Annotated in this window: 15 protein-coding genes and 2 pseudogenes; 1 reads left to right on the forward strand and 16 read right to left on the reverse strand. The window is 44.7% G+C overall.

All coding sequences use genetic code 11. The features are described 5' to 3' along the window. Positions 1 to 71: 71 nt before the first annotated feature. From QUA78_RS16865 to QUA78_RS16925, 13 genes and pseudogenes are all read right to left on the reverse strand, one after another. Positions 72 to 1,403, reverse strand: coding sequence for a hypothetical protein (locus QUA78_RS16865; RefSeq protein WP_333303577.1), 1,332 nt, complete (start codon positions 1,401 to 1,403; stop codon positions 72 to 74). A gap of 6 nt (positions 1,404 to 1,409) precedes the next feature. After that, entirely contained in the window at positions 1,410 to 2,735 is a 1,326-nt protein-coding gene (locus QUA78_RS16870; RefSeq protein ID WP_333303576.1) for a hypothetical protein, read from the reverse strand. Between the two features lie 13 nt (positions 2,736 to 2,748). Beyond that, on the reverse strand, positions 2,749 to 3,981 hold the full coding sequence (locus tag QUA78_RS16875) for an SGNH/GDSL hydrolase family protein (RefSeq protein ID WP_333303575.1): 1,233 nt from the start codon (positions 3,979 to 3,981) through the stop codon (positions 2,749 to 2,751). Between the two features lie 4 nt (positions 3,982 to 3,985). Further along, positions 3,986 to 4,150, reverse strand: coding sequence for a DUF5989 family protein (locus tag QUA78_RS16880; RefSeq protein WP_333044816.1), 165 nt, complete (start codon positions 4,148 to 4,150; stop codon positions 3,986 to 3,988). Then, positions 4,151 to 4,558: an SxtJ family membrane protein gene (locus QUA78_RS16885; RefSeq protein WP_333186579.1), complete on the reverse strand. Its 408-nt coding sequence runs from the start codon at positions 4,556 to 4,558 to the stop codon at positions 4,151 to 4,153. It lies immediately after the preceding gene. Between the two features lie 86 nt (positions 4,559 to 4,644). Further along, complete coding sequence (locus QUA78_RS16890; RefSeq protein ID WP_333303574.1) at positions 4,645 to 6,621, reverse strand: carbamoyltransferase; 1,977 nt, start codon at positions 6,619 to 6,621, stop codon at positions 4,645 to 4,647. A 168-nt stretch (positions 6,622 to 6,789) separates the two neighbouring features. Then, positions 6,790 to 7,275 carry a hypothetical protein gene (locus QUA78_RS16895; RefSeq protein WP_333303573.1) on the reverse strand — a complete coding sequence of 162 codons (486 nt, stop codon included), beginning with the start codon at positions 7,273 to 7,275 and terminating at the stop codon, positions 6,790 to 6,792. A gap of 161 nt (positions 7,276 to 7,436) precedes the next feature. After that, positions 7,437 to 8,357, reverse strand: coding sequence for an NAD(+) kinase (locus QUA78_RS16900; RefSeq protein WP_333303572.1), 921 nt, complete (start codon positions 8,355 to 8,357; stop codon positions 7,437 to 7,439). Between the two features lie 383 nt (positions 8,358 to 8,740). Then, positions 8,741 to 10,321 carry a hypothetical protein gene (locus QUA78_RS16905; protein WP_333303571.1) on the reverse strand — a complete coding sequence of 527 codons (1,581 nt, stop codon included), beginning with the start codon at positions 10,319 to 10,321 and terminating at the stop codon, positions 8,741 to 8,743. A gap of 65 nt (positions 10,322 to 10,386) precedes the next feature. After that, positions 10,387 to 11,046: a DUF3226 domain-containing protein gene (locus QUA78_RS16910; protein WP_333303570.1), complete on the reverse strand. Its 660-nt coding sequence runs from the start codon at positions 11,044 to 11,046 to the stop codon at positions 10,387 to 10,389. After that, on the reverse strand, positions 11,046 to 12,164 hold the full coding sequence (locus QUA78_RS16915) for an ATP-binding protein (protein WP_333303569.1): 1,119 nt from the start codon (positions 12,162 to 12,164) through the stop codon (positions 11,046 to 11,048). Before QUA78_RS16915 ends, QUA78_RS16910 begins: the two co-directional genes overlap by 1 nt. A gap of 45 nt (positions 12,165 to 12,209) precedes the next feature. After that, positions 12,210 to 16,262 carry a cobaltochelatase subunit CobN gene (cobN, locus tag QUA78_RS16920; protein ID WP_333303568.1) on the reverse strand — a complete coding sequence of 1,351 codons (4,053 nt, stop codon included), beginning with the start codon at positions 16,260 to 16,262 and terminating at the stop codon, positions 12,210 to 12,212. Positions 16,263 to 16,376: 114 nt separating this feature from the next. Further along, positions 16,377 to 17,221, reverse strand: a pseudogene (locus QUA78_RS16925) (IS5 family transposase). Positions 17,222 to 17,545: 324 nt separating this feature from the next. On the opposite strand from QUA78_RS16925, the gene QUA78_RS16930 reads away from it, so the two are divergent. Beyond that, entirely contained in the window at positions 17,546 to 19,078 is a 1,533-nt protein-coding gene (locus tag QUA78_RS16930) for an MFS transporter (RefSeq protein ID WP_333307168.1), read from the forward strand. A gap of 28 nt (positions 19,079 to 19,106) precedes the next feature. Here the strand turns inward: QUA78_RS16930 and QUA78_RS16935 are convergent. The 3 genes and pseudogenes from QUA78_RS16935 to QUA78_RS16945 all read right to left on the reverse strand — a co-directional run. Further along, positions 19,107 to 19,223, reverse strand: a pseudogene (locus QUA78_RS16935) (element excision factor XisI family protein); the annotation flags it as partial. Between the two features lie 608 nt (positions 19,224 to 19,831). Further along, entirely contained in the window at positions 19,832 to 20,992 is a 1,161-nt protein-coding gene (locus tag QUA78_RS16940) for an ATP-binding protein (RefSeq protein ID WP_333398919.1), read from the reverse strand. Continuing rightward, the gene (locus QUA78_RS16945) at positions 20,989 to 21,360 is read right to left on the reverse strand and encodes a response regulator (RefSeq protein WP_333398920.1); all 372 of its coding nucleotides are present in this window, start codon (positions 21,358 to 21,360) and stop codon (positions 20,989 to 20,991) included. Before QUA78_RS16945 ends, QUA78_RS16940 begins: the two co-directional genes overlap by 4 nt. Positions 21,361 to 21,510 lie beyond the last annotated feature (150 nt).

The raw sequence follows: 21,510 nt of genomic DNA on the forward strand, positions 1-21,510 counted from the left end.
ATTTAGCATGGGGCGGGGGCGGGTTTTTGAGACTGTTTGTTTGAGTCGCTGATGGTTAGTGGAAGCCACCCCTACTTCTTCTTTTGTATTTCATCCTTCCGCAAAGCTTCCAGAATAGAACGGCCCACATAATTGCTGAAAACCACCTCTCCAGCTTGATTGTAGTGGCAGCAGCTATCTACATAAACAGCCTCTTTAGTCTTGTCAAAAACATTGACAGCATTCACTATATTGATATTATTTTTTTCCAAATTAGGAAACTTTTTGAAAAGAGCCGGATATCCAATTTGCACAGCTTTAGCATAAGGAGTATCCTTGTTAAAAGCAATCTGCTTTTCCGCTTCACCAAACACCCTTTTCGTCTGATAATATTGATTGGGTTGGAGAACCTGAAAATACTGCACATTACTAGCCGATAGCACTTTGTGCATAAAAATTGAACTTTTCACCCAATTCTGAGCCATTTGTTCAAAAGCAGCATCATCTTTCATAACAGAATTGTTAAGATTGATATAAACCACGCTGCCCCCGTCATCTTTCTGCGGTTGATTGCTCTCTTTTTCAAACCTGATGACATCTTTTCGGTAGTTGTTTACCAAGTTTTGAACGTAAACAGAAGTTAAAGCATCGCACGCAGCTAACTTGCATTCCTGCAAACTTCTCAAACCCTGATTAATTCTAACTTTACTTTCTTTAATTGCGATCGTAGCTTTCATCGCTTTTGTAGAAAGGCTATTATTGGCTAGGGTTGTCAGTGGCAAAATGTGCTGAATGCTTGGCATCGCTAAATCGACTTTATTTTTATTGTTTAAATTGGAAAGTGCTACTTCGTTAAAGCCGTCGATATTGACCACCATATCGAGTTCTTGACCTAAGGCCAAGAAATAGTTTAAAACTAATAATTGCTGCGGCTGTTTGTAGCCTCCCGTGGCAAAAGATAAAACAATGAATTCTTTATCTTTCAAACCTGGCAACTGTTTGAGGTATTTAGGGAGAACTTGATTTTGGACTTCAAATATTCCATAGTTCGAAGCAACTGAACCGCCAAATACTCCGATAATAAATTGATTTGGTTTAGTCTTTTTGAAAGGGTAATCGTAAGGTGAGATAAAGCCGTAGTTGTTATTTTTAAAACCGGGGCGAAAGTCTTGACCTGGTTTTTGAATAAATCCAAAAAAAGGATGAAATCTTTCGACAATCGACTCTCTGAGCCGCACTCCTTCTAAATTAATTCCCACAGCAAACTTATCTTTTGGCTTTTCCCTAGTATAGAAAAATTGCTTGTGTTTGACAAAATACCATCCCAGGGAGCCGAGTTCGAGGAAAATGACTAAAAGCACTAAGTTAACTAGAGCGAGCTTTAAAGCTTCTTGCCCTGTTTTGAAAAACTTTAAATCTTTCATAAATATCTATTTCGACTTTCTTACTACTTTAATAATGGAACTGGAAACATAGTTGGCTAATACGTCTTCTCCCACTGAATTATAGTGGCAGCAGGCATCTTTGTAAACCGTCTCTTTTGTATTGTCCAAAATATTCACGGCGCTAAAAACATTAACCCCAGCTTTTTGCAAATCATCGACTTTGGACAAAAGCACCGGATAACCTTTTTTCACCCCTTCAATGTAAGGACTCTTCTGGTCAATCGCGATTTCGTTTTCCTTAGCGGTAAACGCTCGCTTGGTTGGATAATACTGGTTGGGCTGGATAAAGTGAAAATAGTTAATCTTTCTACTTGATAAGATTTGATTCATCCCGATCGACGATTGGTACCACATCGATGCCATTTTGTCAAAAGCAGCGGCATCCTGCAAAACAAAGTCAGCTTTGGGAATGTATACTATACCGCTATTTGCCGTATCTGGGTTGGATTGTGTGACTTGCCGATCGTACTTGACAACGGCTTGTTGGTAATTGTTGACTAATTGTTTCACCTGTAGCGAGGTAACAGCGTGACACAAAGCAAGCTGACAAGTTTGCAATTTGTCAATACCTGCTTTCAATTGTTTTTTGTTTTCGTTAATTTGTACGATCGAGCTCATCGCTTCCGGTGACAAGTTGTTGTTGGCTAAACCAGTCAGAGGCTGTATGTGCTGAACGCTGGGCATTCCTATTTCTACTTGGGCTTTGTTGTTTAAATTTGACAGTGCTACTTCGTTAAAACCGTCAATATTGATGACTAAATCGAACTCTTGACCCAAAGCCAGAAAATAATTTAAAATTAATAACTGTTGGGGCTGTTTATAGCCACCGTTGCCAAAATTTAAAACCACAATTTCGCGACCGGCAAATTCTGGATAACTCTGCAATTTTTTAGACAATCTTTGACTGACATATTCATCTACTGCAAAGTTGTTGGCAACTGAACCGCCAAAAACTCCGATTATAAATTGATTCTTATTGGTTTTAATAAAGGGATATTCGTACAGGGAAAAAAAGCCGTGTTTGTTGACTTTTAACTTTAGTTTTTCATTAGTGAAAGCACCTTGTTTGAGCACGTAGCCAAAAAACGGGTGCAGTCTTTCTACGATAGATTCATCAAGTCTAATTCCGACCCTTTCAATATCTTCTACTACTTTTTCTTTAGCTTTGGTTCGGGTATAAAAAAACTGTTTTTGATTAATAAAATAAAAAGCGAGCGACAAAGCTTCCAGACAGATAAAGGCGATCGCCAAATTAACCGCGATTATAATTAATATATTTTTGCCTTTTTCGAGTGGCGTTGAATCTTTCATGAAATTTGACTGATTACGGTTGTTTTTTGGGGACTTGAGACTGCTTCAAATTTTGGCACAAATTTCTGTTAATCAGGATACTAGCCAGCCGGTGTCCGAGTTCATTCCAGTGACCCCCACAGGGTACAGAATTCTCAAAACCGTGGGCGCAGACTTGATATTTTTCAGTGTAGCCTTGGATCTGTTCGGATAAATTCAGTACCCGAAAACCCTCGCGCGCGCCCAATTTTTCCAGCCGCCTATCGGGATAAAACAAATCCTGAATGTTGTTCTTTCTCATAAAATTTTTTCGCCTCTGGGCCTCCGGTCTAACTTGCATCGGATCGCCGATCGTCACAACCAAAAAATCAGCCTTTTTCTGCACGACTTCATTCCGCATTGTCACAATCAAACCCTCTGTCACCCTCCAAGCCTCTTGCCAAGCTGCATTCTGAGGTTCCTTAAGGTTTAGGGTACTTAAAGTGGTAAAATCCCCGGATAACTCCCGTTTTTTCCTATCTAAGTCTACCTTTTTAATAACCTGCAAAATTCGCGAATTGTTGACGAGAAAACTGGGCATCCGGTCTACAAAGGAAACTGCTCTTTCGTTGCGGTCGATCGGCGCCAGATTGCGAAAAGACATATCTGCTACTAACTTGCCGCTAGCATCATAAGCAAAAAATGGTCGGTAGCGATCGTATTCCAGTTTTGGAGAATTATTTATCACATCATTGCCAATAAAAAAAGCAAGAATTACAATATCAGGACTGTAATCCCACACTTTTTTTCGCAGCATTATCAATTCTTGAGCAGTACCGTAACCCTGCACGCCAAAATTGATTACCTCAACATTTTTGCGTCCCTTAACGGCCTCGCAATTTCCTAATTTTCGTTCCAATTTCGACCAGAAAGTTTGTTCGACAGGTACGTGAATTGCCTCGGTGAAAGAATCGCCCAAAACCGCCACACGCAAAGTATTTGGAGGTTTTGCTTTTGTGTGTTCGCGATCGCGCAAGCCCTCGCTATTCACCTGCACAAAACTCGCACCTTCCCCATTCCATTCCCCCGACGCACCCGGTTTCAGCTTCCAGCCCACATTCGGATCGGAAGTGTGAAAACGAGTTGGCGCCGAGTCTACGAAATCTCCTATTTTTGGATAGCCTTCAATTCCCGCCGTCCGCAATCCAATTTCACCAATTATCACCCCCATCAATAAACCGCCGAGTGTCAAACCTAAATTGACACCCAAATTTTTCAACTTGCTCATTCTTTCAAAACAGGGTGTAAATAAACGGAGCAATCACAGAACCGTGACTCAATACAATCAAAGCTCCCAAAAATACTAAAGTCACAATTAACGGCAACAGCCAATACTTTTGGCGTTCTCTCATAAACGCCCACAAATCTTTGATAAAGTCTAATGTTGATTCAAACACTTAGAAAGGACGCTCCATACTAACTTTTGTTCTTGCTTTACTTGGAATGCGGTAAGTATCCATTTTCGGATTGAGTTTTCGCCGCATCGCATCTTCGCCGAAAATGTTTTTGATCACTCCCATCGGCCAAATTATCAGGTAAAAAACTATCCCTAGGACGATCGGCGTTTGGATTTTGTGGAGGATCAGTCCAAACCGCATCCACCCGTGATAAATGGGATTCAGCGATTTCGGCGCAACCAATGCTAGCACGATTAGGACTGCGCCGATTGCCCAGGGCCACCAAGGTAGAGAATGCCGCCGCAGTAAAGGTACTGCTAAACCGAAGATCACTGCAATCAAGCCGCCAATTAGCAGCCCGAAATCGCGCAAGCCTTTTTTGTCGAGTTTTTTAATTTCGTCGCTCATTAGAAATGGAGAATGGGGAATTGGGAATTGGGAATTAGTTATTAGTTATTCGTACCAACTAATAACTAATAACTAATAACTAATGACTAATCTAGTTCAAATTCATTTTTCCAAGCATCATCTTGTTTCCAAGGAATTTGTTCGGACTTGGGAAGCAAGTAATTTTCCAAAACCAGATAGTCCATTTCGGTTCGCATGAAACAGCGGTAAGCATCTTCTGGAGTGCAAACAATGGGTTCGCCTCGGACGTTGAAAGACGTATTTACCACAATCGAACAGCCCGATCGCTCTTCAAAATGGCTGATTAAGTCATAGTAGCGAGGATTGGTTTCTTTGTGAACAGTTTGGATGCGAGCCGAGTAATCGACGTGGGTGACAGCCGGAATTTCCGATCGCGGAATGTTGAGCTTTTCAATGCCAAACAACTGCTCTTGTTCGGGAGTCATCGGAATGCGGAGACTGGCTTTGACAGGTGCTACTAATAGCATATAAGGGCTAGAATGGTCAATCTCGAAATAATCCGCAACTCGTTCGGCTAAGATTGACGGTGCAAAAGGTCGAAATGATTCCCGATATTTAATTTTCAGGTTCATCACGGACTGCATTTTAGCACTGCGGGGATCGCCAACGATCGATCGACCGCCCAGAGCCCGCGGCCCAAATTCCATCCGCCCCTGGAACCATCCCACCACATTTCCCTGTTCCAAAATCTCAGCCAACTGCGGCATTAATTCGGCATCGTCCAATCGGTGATAGCTGGCTTTTACAGCATCCAAATATTCGAGAATTTCTGCGTCAGTAAACCTCGGGCCCAAATAAGAGCCGCGCATTTGATCGTGACAAGTTAAATGAGCAACAGACTTTGCCACAGTTGCCACCGCTTGGTTTGCAGTGAGAACTTCAGTCCTCTCCTCAACCGCTGCGTTTGTAGTGACAAGTTCAGTTTTGAGGGATTCTATACTATTTGCTGTCGAGTTCGCGCTCACAGTGCGATTTTGTTCGCAATACTGATACCAAATCGCCAAAGCCGCGCCCAAAGCACCGCCAGCATCTCCCGCCGCCGGCTGAATCCAAATATCTTTGAAAATACCTTCCCGCAAGAGTCTGCCGTTAGCAACGCAGTTGAGAGCAACGCCGCCCGCAAGACAAAGATAATCGACATTCAATTCTTTTTTAACTGTTCTGCAAAGCCGCAAAACAACTTCTTCGGTAACAACTTGAATGGAAGCTGCAATGTCCATTTCTCGCGGAGTCAATTTTCCTTCAGCTTGACGCGGCGGCCCTTCAAACAGTTCGTCAAACTTCTTGTTTGTCATGGTTAAGCCAACTGTATAGTTGAAATAATCCATGTTCAAACGGAAAGTTCCGTCATCTTTGAGGTCGATTAAATAGTTGAGAATTTTGTCTACATACTTGGGTTCGCCGTAAGGAGCTAGACCCATGAGTTTGTATTCGCCAGAGTTGACTTTGAAGCCGGTGTAATAGGTGAAAGCTGAATAAAGCAAACCCAAGGAGTGGGGAAAATCGATTTCCCACTGAGGTGTAAGTTCGTTGCCGTCTCCCAACCAAACCGATGTTGTGGCCCACTCGCCCACGCCGTCGAGGCACAAAACGGCTGCTTTTTGAAACGGGCTGGGAAAAAATGCCGATGCTGCGTGCGATTGGTGGTGTTCGGTAAATAGCAGAGATGGCAGTTTATTCGTTTTACAGTTTGCCATTTCTGCGAGCTCTCTTTTGAGCATGGTTTTGAGATAAAGCTTTTCTTTGAGCCATATCGGCATGGCTGTTAGGAAAGAGCGAAAACCTTGGGGTGCGTAGGCTAAATAAGTTTCGAGAAGGCGCTCGAATTTGACTAAAGGCTTGTCGTAAAATACTATGCGATCGAGTTCCCGCAAATCTATGTTCGCTTCTTTCAGGCAATAAGCGATCGCATTCTTGGGAAATCTGGCGTCGTGCTTTTTGCGGGAAAATCTTTCTTCCTGCGCTGCGGCTATAATTTCTCCGTCGCGAATTAAGGCTGCGGCGCTGTCGTGATAGTACGCCGAGATTCCAAGTATGTTCATTCGTCTCCTCACAAATCGCAATGCGTTTGTATCTGACTATTTAGAATAGCTATCGATTATAGCTGCTTAAGTGCTGATTGGGAATTGAGTTTTGCGATCGCCTCTAATTTTACCTGGATCGATGTCGGTGCGCGCCCTGGGACGATCGGCTTTTTGAGAGCATTTAAGCTAGCGCCGGCTAATCCTGCGCCCCCAAGCTCTGAAGTAAGTTGCCAGCGGGAATTGATAAAATTCACCGATCAACCACAGCACAATGCCTAAATGCGACAAAAAAGCTAAGCCTGTCCAAGCTGCGGGCAGCCACGACAACCGGCTGCCGGGAACCGGGGGAAAATAGTAAGCTGAAAGTCCCAGCAAGGTAGTGGGAAGGGAAATTAGACCGATCGCTGCTGCAAAATAGGGCCATCCGAATTCTACGCCTTCGAGGTGGGCTCCTATCCACCGTTTGCCGTTCCAGTGCCAAGTTACGGGCGGTTGGCGATCGGCCATTTGGAGCGATTGTCTTTCAACGCTTGCGGTATAAATGTGCTGGCAGAAGTTGCAAGCTAGGGCGTCCATCATCGGCATGGTGGAAATTTGACCGGTGCGGCACACGGGACAGGGATATGTATCTTGAGGGTTGAAAGGTCGGGTTGATTTTTTGAAAATCTGCATGGATCAGGCTGTTTGTCAAGATATTGAGCGATCTTAACAAAGTACAGAGATTATGCGTTGGCTGAGGGCGGTTTTTGTATCTAGATTGTTGGTGATTTCAGAGGTTTTTTGACGCTTACGGGCCCCACGGGTTAATGCAGTTTCACGGTGGATGATGCGGATTAATTGCGGTGATTGTTGCTGTACCGAATTCTGGCTCCTGCCCAGTGAAGTTTTTCCCTCAAAGTGCCGTAATAAGAATAGTTTTCCCGCAAAATGATAAACTTGGCTTCGCAGTCTGCCCTCCGCACGTCTACGCGCTGTCCCGGCCAAATTGCAGTACCCAAAATGCCGTCTGTCCAGAGTTTGGTACTGAGTTCGTAATCTGCTAAAGGCCAAATGCTGACGACTGAACCGGGCGGGAGTACGATCGCCCGACTGGATAAACTCAAAGGGCAAATCGGAGTAACTGCGATCCCCTCCATTCCCGAGTGCATAATCGGCCCGTTGGCAGATGCGGTGTAGCAAGTCGAACCGGTGGGAGTTGCCACAATTAAACCGTCGCCTTGATATTGATCGACTACTTCGCCGTCAACTTCCATTTCTAGAATACAGCTCGGCATTCGATCGGCTGAAGCAGGTTTGACACACATTTCATTGAGTGCCAAAAATCGCTCGCTTTCCGGTTCGAGATTAGTTCTGTTTCCTTCAAAAACTGCCGCCTGCAACATCATCCGCTTCTGCACGGCATACTTGTCTTCCGAAAGTCTGTCCCAAATCTCCTCAGTATTTTGGAAATCCTCAAAAGACTCGGTTAAAAACCCCAGATGTCCCCCCACATTCGCTGCCAAAATCGGAATGCCGTCAGCAGCCAAATTCCGCGCGGCAGCTAGGGCCGTACCGTCGCCGCCCAGCACCACAGCTAAATCAATTGGGCTGTTACTAGAAGCTAAAAACACCGGATACGGGTTATCTTTCGGGCCGCTCGGACCCATTAAAACGTCGCACCCGCGGCTTTCTAATTGGCGGGCACACTGTTCTGCCCACCGCTGGCTGAGGGTATCTCTGGCTTTGTGGGCAATAATTACTTGTTTTAGTTGCACAACCTATCGATTTTAGATTTTAGATTTTGGATTTTGGATTGTTAGATTTTAGAGTGAGCTCACAATCTATCGATTTTGGATTTTGGATTGTTAGATTTTAGAGTGAGTTCACAATCTATCGATTTTGGATTTTTGATTCTTAGATTTTAGGCTCAGTGAAAGATCTTAAAATGTTCGATCGCACAAATTGGTTTTGGACATCAGGTTAGATTTTAAACTATTTTTGAGCATTGCGAGGCAGAGGCTGCGGATCTGCGTTACCAGGATCTGCCTGGTAAGGAGAAAGCCGGGAATAAGAAATATGATTGTGATTGCATTTCCACATCTTCCTTCTTCGTTCTTTTTACCCTGACCGAAGCCGAAGGGCTATCTTTCATTTTCGTTCAACCCTCAGTGCGCCTGGATTTGGGCTGCGGCCAGATAATGCTGGAATCTGCTGCGAGTAGGCGAGAAACTGCGATCGCCCCAAAGCGGTTGAGGTGGCTGGGGTCAAAAAAATAGTCGTTGCGGCCAGGCCAGCGCTGCGACAAGTCGCGGAAAGCGAAGCCTTTTTGCCGCGAGAGTTGGTCCATTCGCTGCCGGAACTGCTGTTCTGCCCACAGGCGAGTTCCGTCTAAGTAGTCGTCGGTGAGGGGCAAATTGACGAAAATCAGAGGAATTTTGCGAGCTTTGGTAAATGCTACAACTGAATTAAAGGCTGTTGCTTGTTTGCCTCCGAGGTTGAAGTTTTCGTAGTCGCGATCGTACTGGCCTGAAACGTAAGCGCGTTCTCGATAATAAGTGTTGGGATTGTAACGGCTAGATATAGGCATGAATCCGTTGGAGTCGATCGAATCTGCCAATTCGCTGACTTGTCTGAGGGCTACTGTTGTGCGTCGCGAGACTCGAATCAATTGTGCTTTTTGAGTTGCTGCATCGGCTGCGATCGGTTTTAAATCATATCTTGCAGCATTCTCAGCAACGGGCAAGATGCCCGTTCCACTAGACAGGAATTTGATCGTGGGGTGGGCATCTTGCCCGCCCCTGAAAGGTCGATCCACAGATGCCCGTGCTCTGCGGAAAGTGTTGTTAGGGCAGGGCTGCGGGAATTTGTAACACTGGGGAATCACATTCGGTTCATCCGACGGCAGTTCGGGGCGAACGCCTGCTGCTAAAAGTTGGCTGCCTTCAGAATCGACGATCGAATTAAAAGTGCGATCGTCCCGGCCGCTGTTAAATCCCCGCACACCATCCGCCCAGACAATCATTTGAGGCAAATGATCCGGCTTCAAAAGCCGCCGCAGTTGAAAGTCAACTACTTGTGCAGTTGCGCCGTTGACTGAAAAGTTAAATACTTTTAAGCCCGGACGGCCATTTTGGGCCAAAGATTGTTTTAGCTGTTTGGGATCGACGCCCTGCAATGCCCGGGAACTACCGACAATCAAAACGTCTGGGGGCCCGACAGCAGCAACGTAAGATAAGTACAGTTCTAGCTTTTCGTCGAGCAAATCGCTGCTGAAGCTGACTGTACTGGCTTGCGATCCGTTTGCGCCCGCTTGCTGTTGGGAATAAACGAGGTTTTTCATGTACTCGATTACTTTTTTCTCCGCAAACGCCCGTTTGGGACTGCCTGGGGGAACGGCTTGCATCCAGGCGACGGCCTGCACCCACAGGGTGGCTACTTCGTCCCAGTCTTGTTTTGAATTGGCTGATTGAGCTAAATTAGAAGCTTGGGTGGCAAAGTTAACTGACTCCGTGAAGGCATCGTTTTGAGGGCATGAAGCAGCGCTGAGGGATTTTTGGGTTAGGTTGGCGTTTTTAGCTAACAGAGACGTTGGTGACTGCGCTAGGACTGGCGATTCGATCGAACCCGATGTCGCTGCGGTGTTGGGCGGCTTCGTTGACGAACATCCCAAAGTTAAGGCTAGAAAGGCGGTTGCGGCGCAGGTACGTTTGAGGATGCTAGCAATGTAGCGGCGAATCATAAAGCTTTCAGCGATCGCGAAACATTACTAGATATTACTAATGATCCGGCGGATCGAGCAATTAGCTAAAACAGATGTTTTAACCATTCAATAAAAATTAAGGCTATCGGGCCATCACAGCTCAGCACCTGCGCTGTTATTGCTTGTCCCATCGGCATTGCAGGCGTTTTCTGCCATGCCAGCCAAGTGTGGATTAGTGCTTTGGGATGATGAATTAAAGTGTAGCGGTTAAGTCCGGCTTGTTCGAGCTCTTGTAAAATTGCTTCGGCTTTCGGATGCAGCGTGTCGCCAGGGGGGATGAGATAGGCGACAAAATCTTCTAACATTCCAGGAAGTTGATTGTTTGGCATCAACCAAACTCCGACGCGAGGCAAGTATGGATCTGAAGGTGCGCAAACCCAGCCTTCGGGAGGGGGAGATTGCGGGATGTCTCGATAGCCGATCGAACTCAGTTTATCTTTAATAGATTGCCACCGCGCGCTTAAATTGCGATCGGCATCAACCACAATTCCCAACGTGCGTAAATTCTCTGCTTTCAATCTTTCTGGCAAGCCATTTAGCAGCGCTTCAACTCCTTCTGTACCTTCTTCTTGCGGTACTTCGACGGAAAATGTTTCTGGCAGTTGATATTGCTGACACAAAGCCCAGATTACGTGTCGGTCATTCTTACCTTCTACCAATAACTGTTGAGGTTTTGGTTGAGGAGGTTTTCGTGCTTTTGGCATCAGCGCACCTCGATACTTTGGCGCACTGCAACGGACAATTCATCGGGAGTGTATTCAACTGCACGAATATCCTCGCCGCGCCGGCTCAAGCGAAATAATTTGCCAACAGAACTATCTTCTGACTGTTCTAAGGCTTCTTGAAATGCGGCTATGCAGTCCCAACTGTGGGTAGTTGCAAAGACTTGAACGTTCAATCGCTGTGCTGTTTCAAATATCAATCGCCACATATCAGTTTGGGTTTGATAGTAAAGACCTGTATCAATTTCATCTACTAGCAAAAACCCATTCTCTGATGAGACGGCTGCCATTGCTATACTAAGAATTCGTTGCATACCATCTCCCATACTGCCTAGAGGAATTGGGTGATTCTGTCCTCTAATTTTAATCAAAATACCACTGTTATTAGTGGGATTACTGGTAAAACTAATACGTTCTACATCGGGTTCTAAGATTTGCAGTGCTGCTACTACGCTTTCTTCTTTTGGTGTCAGTGTAATAGCATCCCAAAACACAGCCATTTCGTTAAAAGTTATTGCCGTAGTTTTGATTAAATTAAAATTATCTTTGCTGGCTCCAACAAGCGACAAAGAGTTATCATTTATCTCTGTTGGTTGAACAGAAAGTAAACTACTAATATTAGCAATAGTCGCATCGCGCAGCAGTGAAATTTTGACTCGGGAATTTTGATTGTAGTAAGCAATTAATTCCCATGCTAAAAATCTTGTTTCTAGTTCTTCAGCTACCGGAATTACCACTTGTTGGTTTGTAGGGTTTGCTTGGATTTTGAGTGAGAGTTGTTCTTCTTTCTGGGATTGAATGTAAATACTTCGATCGGGGGTTAGTTGATGTCCGTAAAAAATATGTTCAAATTGATACTTGCTGCGGTTTACTGCTTGACCCGATGCAAGTTGAGTTTTTATGTTGCTCATTTCGCCACGGCCATTTAGTACATCAAACAAAGCTTGAATACTCTGTTGTTGGACTAATAAATAAATGGCTTCCAAAAAAGTAGTTTTACCACTATTGTTCTGACCGACTATCAGATTAACCCTAGCTAGCTCGTCGATATGAAAATCTTTAAAACAGCGATAATTTTGGATGGTGAGATCGCGCAACATGGATGCCTCGCATATTAACTATATTCTATCATTTCTCCGTTCAGACTAGAAACCAGTATGGGATTCGATGACTGCTTCGGCTTGCAGGGCGATCGACCTCAATTTATCCAATGTATCCTGGTTCGCACTCTGCCACAACCCCCGCTGACGAGCTTCTAGCAATCTTTCCGCCATATCTCGCAGCGCCCAAGGGTTGTTTTCTTGAATAAATGCCTGCACTTTCTCATCAAAAATGTAAGCCTCTGCGATTCCTTCATACATAAAATCCTCTACACAATTTGCCGTAGCATCGTAAGCAAACAAAAAATCAACAGTTGCCGCAATTTCAAAAGCACCTTTATAACCGTGGCGCATCGCACCTTCTATCCATTTGGGATTCACAGCCCTGCTGCGATAAACCCGCGCAATTTCTTCTCTCAGTTGCCGCACTTTCGGATTTTCGGGAATCGAATTGTCGCCGAAATAGGTTTCAGGATTTTTGCCTTGCAAATTGCGAATTGCGGCCGTCATTCCGCCTTGGAATTGATAATAATCGTCGGAATCGAGGATGTCGTGTTCGCGGTTGTCTTGGTTTTGCAGAACTATTTGCATTTGGCCGAGGCGTTTTTCAAATGCTTCGGGTGCAGAACATCCCCATTCACCCCCCCTAACCCCCCCTTGTAAAGGGGGGGGACAAGAGTTGGAATTAGCCCCCCCTTGTAAAGGAGGGGTTGGGGGGGTATCCCCTGGTTGTAAAGGAGAGGAATTAGATTTAGCCCCCCCTTGATAAGGGGGGGTTGGGGGGGTACTTGTATAGGCGTAACTGCTCCAATTAATGTAAGCTTTTGCTAAATCGCTGTCGTCTGTCCAGTTTTGAGCTTCAATTATGCCTTGAAGTCCTGCGCCGTAAGCACCCGGTTTGGAGCCAAATACTCGAAATTGCGATCGCCTTTGCGCCTCTTCCTGACTCAAACCTGTAGATTCCCAATACAGAATCTCTGCTTGAACTTGTGCCGCTAAAGGGTTGTTTTCTGCCGATTCGTCTAAATCTGCCACAGCTTTTACCGCACTGTCAAACAAATCAATTAAATTAAAAAAAGCATCGCGGAAAAAGCCAGAAATTCGCAAAGTAACATCAACGCGCGGCCGCCCCAAAACAGAAACTGGCAAGATTTCAAAATCTACAACTCGGCGCGAAGGGCCATCCCAAACTGGTTGAACTCCTATCAGCGCCAAGGCTTCCGCTATGTCGTCTCCCCCCGTCCGCATGGTGGATGTTCCCCACACTGACAAACCCAAAGTTTTCGGATATTCGCCGTTTTCTTGGGTGTATCTTTCGATTAAAGTTTCAGCAGCAACTCTGCCAACTCTCCAGGCGGTTTCTGTGGGAATGGCGCGGATATCTACTGAGTAAAAATTGCGGCCGGTGGGCAATACATCTGGTCTGCCGCGAGTGGGCGCGCCGGATGCGCCGCTTGGTATGTGCCGCCCATCTAGTCCGCGCAAAAGGTTGGTAATTTCTTGGTCTGTTTGGAGGAGGGAAGGTAAAAGATAGTTATTTATCCAGTCTAATTCTTGTTGGGTGGATTCTCCTATTTGGATTTTTTTGACCGCAGATGAACGCGGATGAACGCGGATATTTTCGATTAAGTTATCTACTAATTCAGCGGCTTTTTCTTCGAGTTCTGCTGTTAAATCGCCTGCTGTGCGGCGCTGAATTATCGAGGTTGGATCGCAGGTTAAGGGGTCGAAATCGTAGCCTGAGTCTTCTGCTAGGGCGCGGGTTATGCCCGATCGCCCGTTGGTGGGATGGCGGGCGATCGCAATTATCAAATCTCTCAACTGTCTACCTTCGGGACACTGACCGAAAATGTGCAATCCGTCGCGGATTTGGGATTCTTTTAGTTCGCAAAGATAGCCGTCTGTGCGGGTAATAAATTCTGTAAATTCCGATTTATTTAGTTGTATTCCTAAGTCTTTATCTAAGTTTTCTTTGTTGGTGAGGGCAAGAATGCGATCGCGAATCATGGGTAATCTAGATGGATCTAAACTTTGGGCTTCGCAATACTCATCAATTAAGGTTTCCAACTGCTGCAAAGGCCCGTAGAGTTCGGCGCGAGTCATCGGCGGTGTCAGGTGGTCGATAATCACGGCTTGCGATCGTCTTTTTGCTTGGGAACCTTCCCCCGGATCGTTGACAATGAAGGGATAAAAATTCGGGATCGCGCCTAATGCCACTTCTGGATAACATTTGTTAGACAATGCTATACTTTTACCGGGAAGCCATTCTAAATTGCCGTGTTTTCCAGCATGAATTATAGCGTCAATTCCCAATTTTTCTCGTAGCCAATAATAGTAAGCTAGATAATTGTGAGTTGGTTCTAAGTCTGGGGCATGATAGTTCAAACTAGGGTCAATTTCATATCCCCGCGATGGTTGAATTCCCACAAACACATTCCCAAACTGAATCCCCGGAATGGGAAAGTAGGGACACGGGATTGCCGTTTCCTTCCCCTGGACGTAGGGAGATGGCATTGCCGTGTCCCTAGATTGTGTATAACCTTCGGCCAACCCCCATCTTTTACAAATCCCATCTTGCACTTGCTGCGGCAAACTAGCAAAATATTCTTCATATTCTGCCAAATCCAAAGATTGATGAACAGACCGCAATTCGCGTCCTTCCGGGTCATTTGTTACGCCAGAAGTTAACAGTTCAATTAACTCGTTGCCGCTAGCGGGGATATTTTCAATTTGATAGCCAGCTTGCTGCATAGCTTTGAGGATTTCGACACAGCTAGCGGGCGTATCTAAGCCGACACCGTTGGCTAAGCGGGCGTTGCGAGTGGGGTAATTTGCCAGAATTATGGCGATGCGTCTGTTAGCGGCTGGGGTTTGTTTCATCTTCACCCAATTCGCGGTTAAATCTGCTACAAATTGAATGCGATCGCCCGCTGCTACATAGCCTACTACATCTGTTTCTAATTCGCTGTTCCAAGTCTGTACCGCTTTAAAAGAAACAGCCCTAGTAATGATTTTTCCGTCTACTTCCGGCAATGCTACATTCATCGCCACATCCCGGGGCGAAAGTCCCTGAAGTTCGGTTTCCCACTGTTCCAAACCGCCACCGCTGAAGATTGCTTGCAATACGGGAACGTCTAAGGATTTTAAGCTGTTTTGTTCCGGTTCTTGACTGCTGAAACCCGAGACTGCAAAACTTGTGGTGTTGAGCAATAATTGAATTGGTTCGGATTCTTTAGGTTGAAAATACTCTAGCAATTCTCCTTGCAAATCAGGTTCGCGCAGAGAAGACACAAAGACGGGAACGGGGACTAAGTTTCGCTCTGATAGAGCTTGACAAAGTGCATCAATTGGTGCTAAGTTTCCTGATAAGTAATGAGCGCGATAAAATAAAATTCCCACTTTAGCTATAGTTGGTAAACTCGGATATCCCCCCCTGCCCCCCTTAATAAGGGGGGAGCAAGAAGTGGTCAAAGTCCCCCTTAATAAGGGGGATTTAGGGGAATCTGAATCTGATTGAAAAGTTTCAAAACACGCCTCCCCGCGCCCGATCCAATCATAAATTCCGACGCGGGAAACTGTTTGAGGGACGGGCGGATTATAAGCAGTTTTCAAGCAAGTATCGGCGGCAAATTTTAGTGCATTAACAAAGTTTTGGACTCCCCCTTCTGTAAAGTAGCGCCACAGTTGATTGACTGCTGATAGCGATACATTGGAATGGCTAATTAAATCGGGATCGGGACTGTCTTCTCCCGGCATTACAATCAGTGATGCGTTAGTTTTCTGCACAGTTTCCCGCAGAATTTCTAACCCGTAAGACCAATAAGAACGCCCTCCTAACAGTCTTAAAATTATCACTTCTGCGCGTTCTAAAACTTCCTCGGCATAAGTATCAATTGTTAGTTGTTGCTGCAACTGAAGCAGGTTTACTGCGCGCACTTTGGGAAATTTTGCCGGCATTTTGGATGCGGCGGCTGCGAGAGTTTGAATGTCGGTGTCAGCAGCACTAATAAATACTATTGGTGCTGGGGTTTGCTGAATAAAAATTACTCCTTCTGATTGAGGGTTCCAACCTCCGGGTGTGGCTGCTATTTTGTGCATTAATTTTTTTTATTTTAATAAATAGTGAGAGAAAGTGCGATCGCCTTGAGTATAACATGACTTATACATCAATAGACCTCTTGCAAAAAAAATCTATGCTATAATAGAAGGTTTTCAATTTAATCCCCCTAGAGCTAACTCATAATTATAAATTGCTGATAACAAATTACAACGCAGACCATAACGGCGACGACGATTCCGATAACGACTCGACAAGATTTTAAAAATTTTCAGACTCCGGTTAACGTGTTCAATGACAATTCGTTCTTGTGCTAGAGTTCGATTATACTCTTTTTCTAAGAGAGAAAGTTTCCCATTTTTAGGTTTCTTTCTAGGAATATAACTATTGAAATGATAATCTTTTATGCCTTGATATCCACTATCTTGTAAGCTATCTGTTTCGGGATGATGCAGGAATTTTACTTTTTTTAAACAAGCTAAAATCGTGGCAATGTCCTTGCCCAAAAGCAGTGCAAATAATTGCTCTTGTCTCTTGATTAATGACCAATTGAGTTTTGAGGGTATGACATTTATTCTTGCCTGAATAATATCCTTTCTGTTTTTTTTGGGGTCGTTCAATAGCTGTTTCTGTGACATCAATCGCCACGACTGCTGGATAATCAGAGTTTTTGAGTAATGCTTTTTTCCCAGGAAGACGGAATTTTCCCGTTTTCATTAAAGTTGATTCGATGTCAATTACAATTCGGCTTCGGGTTGATTCAGATACTCCCCAATTTGTCGCAATATGAAAATATGTTCGATATTCTCGCCAATATTCCAATGCGACTAAGACCTGTTCTTCAAGAGTTAGGATAGTCCCACGCCCTCTGCTGTATGAGAGGATTTTCTGACCGGAATTCTTCCAAGGCTTTAACCATTACTTTTAAGGTGGAAATTTTGACACCAAATCTACGTTTAAATTGATGAGATGTCAAATTTAAATAAGATTGATTTTTCATGATTTACTGATTGTGTAACAACCAATATAAGTTTCTAGTATTTTATCCTGTTTCTAGCAAGGCAAGAGTAAAAATAAGTTAATAGTTGGGATTAAATCCAGTAAAGCAAAACTTTCCATTATATCATAAAATTATTTTGCAAGAGGTCTAATAATTATTCTGTAATTTGGGCATTCTTATTTTCTCGAATTTATTTAAGTAATTTTTATTTTTGCTTTTTAGAGAGGTGATTTTTAGCTTGCATCTATGGCTGTGTTTCTTAAAATACTTAATCTTATATTATACAATTAAGCTGCGTAGGAGCTCATCTATTGGCTATCCAGTATGCTCGAAAAACAAGAAGAAGATTACAGCTTAGTAGGAACCAATCCTCTCCCTCTTCAGGAAATCCAAGAGGATATAGCCTTACCAGAGACGGTACTTCTGACCAATCCGCCTCTAAAACTTTCCAAACCGGAAACTCGGTTAAGCCTCAGATCACTAACTTTGGAGAGTGTCTTCGCTACGCTTTTTTACAGCATCATCAGCGGCGCGTTGCTCAGTAATTTCTTGCTGGATTTGGGGGCTGGTCCAGTCGAAATTGGTATGCTCGCCTCCATTCCTCAACTGATAAATCTGCTCCAACCGTTCGGAGCTTATATAGGAGACCGAATGCAGAGCCGCCACTGGTATTCCCTCTGCATTTTCGGACTGTCGCGACTGCTGTGGCTGATTCTCGTGCCAGCCATGTGGTTGGGAGGCTCATTTGATCTCGCTGGACATCAGGTAGTGCAGTTGACATTGGCAATCATCTGGGTAACTCAAGTCTTAGAATCTTTAGGTCGTGCTTCCTTCTTGAGCTGGTTGGCTGTTTTAGTACCTCAGCGGTTGCGCGGGCGGTATTTTGGCTTTCGCAATAGTGCTGTCAGCTTGACGAATCTCATTGGTGTGCCGTTGCTGGCTCTAGTGGTATCGAACTGGCCCGGTGGAAGGCTCCAAGGTTACAGTGCCATCTTGGTATTAGGAATTGTGCTTGGCCTCATCAGTCTAGGTTGTCAGTTCTTTATGACCGATGTGAACCCAAAGCTTGTACACGTCACGCATTCAGATAGAGGCGAAAAATCATCCATAGGGACAATTTTTAGCTTTCTCAAGGAAGCCAATTTTTTAAAGTTTTTGCTTTACTCTGGTCTATGGAGCTTTGCCGTTAACGTCAGCGCGCCCTTTTTTAACCTTTACTTGCTGGATGACCTAAATATAGATGTCAGCGTGGTAACGCTCTATAGCAGCTTAGGTGCTGGTGCTAACTTGCTGATGCTGGTTTTTTGGGGAAAGCTGGCTGACCGGGTTGGGAATCGCCCGATTCTTCTAGTAGTGGGAATTTTGGTGGCTCTGACCCCTCTACTCTGGCTAGAAGGTGGAACTGCTCCAATTTTCCTATGGGTCTGGTTCCCGCTGTTGCACATAATCGGCGGTGGGACGTGGGCGGCGATCGACCTGTGCAGTGGTAATCTGATGATGTCGGTGGCACCGCTGTTGAATCAGTCGATATACTTTGCGATCGCCGCGGCGGTTCCTGGTGTCACTGGGGCAATGGGAATCACCCTTGGTGGGTTTATCGCCACTTTGACCAATCTCGGTGGCTTGCCAGGGGTGTTTGCCCTCTCAGCCGTCTTACGACTGGCGGCTCTCCTGCCCTTGGTTTTTGTTCGCGAGCAGCGTTCTGTGTCTTTGGGTAAGTTTTGGCTGCTCTTGTTGCCAGCTTGGTGGAGAAGAGTGGCAATTGAACCTGGAGACATCAGGTTTCAACCATTAATAATTGAACAGTTGGACTCTGGGCCTGAAAGCTCATGCGATCGATCTTCAACTGTTGATTGATTTTACGGCACAAAAGGCGCGCCTTAGCTCAGACAACTGCATAGTCTGTAAATTTTCGCATAAAAGGCGAGTTAAACCCCAGTACGATGTCGTTTTTGGCTACGCATAACTGCACCAATTTTTCTGCAAAATCAATTTCCGTCCCGTTGTACTGAAGTTAAATTTTGCCCTCTTTTATATCAAAGTTAGGAATTACGCCGGCACACTACATATAGTGTGCCGAAAAAGCGATCTCGCGTTTGCTCTCATGAGCCATTTTTTGTCACTTCGGGGAGAGTATAAGACGCCGGCCGCCACCAAATCTGTAACTACTCGCTCATTAAAAAGAGTCCGACAATAATTCATAAAAGAGTTGATTAACCATTTTTAAAGTGTTAAAATAGTCATCATATCATCTAAGATGTGACGGTTGTTGGGTCGCTTTTTTTCAGAAATATAAAGTCTGGCCACTCGGGATAAGTTTTGAATGGTATCTAATTATTTTTGGGTGCGTTCAACATTTTTTAGGAGGCCGATCGAGCTTTGAGGAACGATCGCCAATTCTCCCGCTCGTCGATCGCTCCTGGAACGACGATGCTCAATTGCATCAGTTGACCAGCGACTGTTAATGGTTCTTCACATTCTGCCGTTGTAAAATAGCGAGAGTTTTATTCAGCTTTTTGAGGATACATCTCAGGGTCACACTACCACGTATAGCCTCACCCGGGCGTCAAATTCATCAATGAATATCCCAAGATAATGCCTGCATCTAGTTTAAGGCGTGGCAGGCGAGATTTGCTTTTTTCCAGGTTTTGCGATCGGCAGCGTTACTGTAAATGTACTGCCGACGCCTTCTTCACTGATCAAAGTAATTTCGCCACCGTGCAAGTCAACGCATTTTTTAACAATGCTCAGCCCCAGTCCAGTACCGGGAATTCGACCGACATTTTTAGCCCGGTAAAATGAATCAAACAGGCGTCCTTGGTCTGCTACAGGTATGCCAATTCCTGCATCCTGGAGCGAAAAAATAGCCTCGGTTTCCGTAAGTTTTAATTCAAAAATTACTTCGGTATTTGGGGGAGAATACTTAATAGCATTGGACAGCAAATTGCCCAGAATTCGCCGGAGCAAGCTTACCTCCAAACACGCCATAGCGGATTGACTGTGATTGACAAAAATCAGCGTCACCCGATCATTTTCAGGTTTCAACTTCAGGCTGCTCTGAAATTCCTCTACCAACTCATTACAAAACTTTGCTAAGTCTAGCGGTACCAAGCAAAACCCGGCTTGTCCTGACTCAACACGCCCCAGCAGCAGAACATCGTCTAATAACTGATCGATACCTTTGGCGGCTGCTTGAGTTTTGTCTAAAAGTTCTTGTGTTTTCTCATCTGTTAATGTCAACTTGTACTTGGTAAGAAGTTGTGTAGTGCCGATGATGAAATTCAAAGGATTGCGAACGTCATGGGCAATCATGTACAGCAAAGATGTTTTCATCTCGTTGAGTTCTTGGGCTGTTTGCAGAGTGCGATCGAGTTGGTCGTGAGACAATTTGAGAGTTAAAGACAACTGGCGCGATCGCAGCAAAATCTCCACCCGCGCTTGCAATTCTATCTTCTCGATCGGAGCGATAATCAAATCGTCAATACTTTGCCAAATAAATTGCGTTGCCATCCCTACATCCGAGCGGGATGTAATCAAAAGAAAAGGCAAGCATACCGGGTGTTCTGCCTGTTTTTGGGCGGCCACCCATTGCCAGTGGCGTTTCAGCGAAATACCGTCAATTATCGCCAGGTCAAAAGATTGATTAAATGGTAAAAACTCCTCACTATTTTCTGTTGAGTGTGGCAGCAATACCTCATAGTAAACAGCTAGCCATTCTAATAACAGGCGGCGATTTTCTTTCTGTTCGACAAGCAATAAAATTTGACTCACGCAAGTTCTCCTAGCAAGCTGTGAACAATTCCCAGCAAATCTCTAACGATCAAAGGTTTTACTAACATATTCCGAGCACCGTGGCAGAGGCTTTCGTGCTGAATGGCAGCGCTTTGTTTGGGCGAGAGTATCAGAAAAGGGATTTGGTGATTTCGCAGGTGTTCGCAGCACTCCCAAATCCGGCGGTCGAAACCAGAAATATCTACTAAAGCCATTCCGATCCTAGCAGGCTGACTGATAGCTTGTGCAACATCTTCCAAGTTATAAGCCGCGATCATCTGGTATCCTTCTTTGTTGAGAAATTGTGCTAATAGTTCCAAGTTTCGGTGATTGCGGTCAACCGCTAAAATTATTGAGTTTTCAGTCATCTATCAGCTTCCTTTCAATACGGCTTCTACTATTTTAGATTTTAGATTAAAGAATTGAAGAATAGGGAATGACCATTGGTAACAAGTTAAGCTTGTATGGCAGTTGTCAAGGGGATTTGAGAAGATGTGTCAAAGAAAAATTGATGATTG

Source organism: Microcoleus sp. K4-B3 (assembly GCF_036704615.1).
Lineage (GTDB): Bacteria > Cyanobacteriota > Cyanobacteriia > Cyanobacteriales > Microcoleaceae > Microcoleus.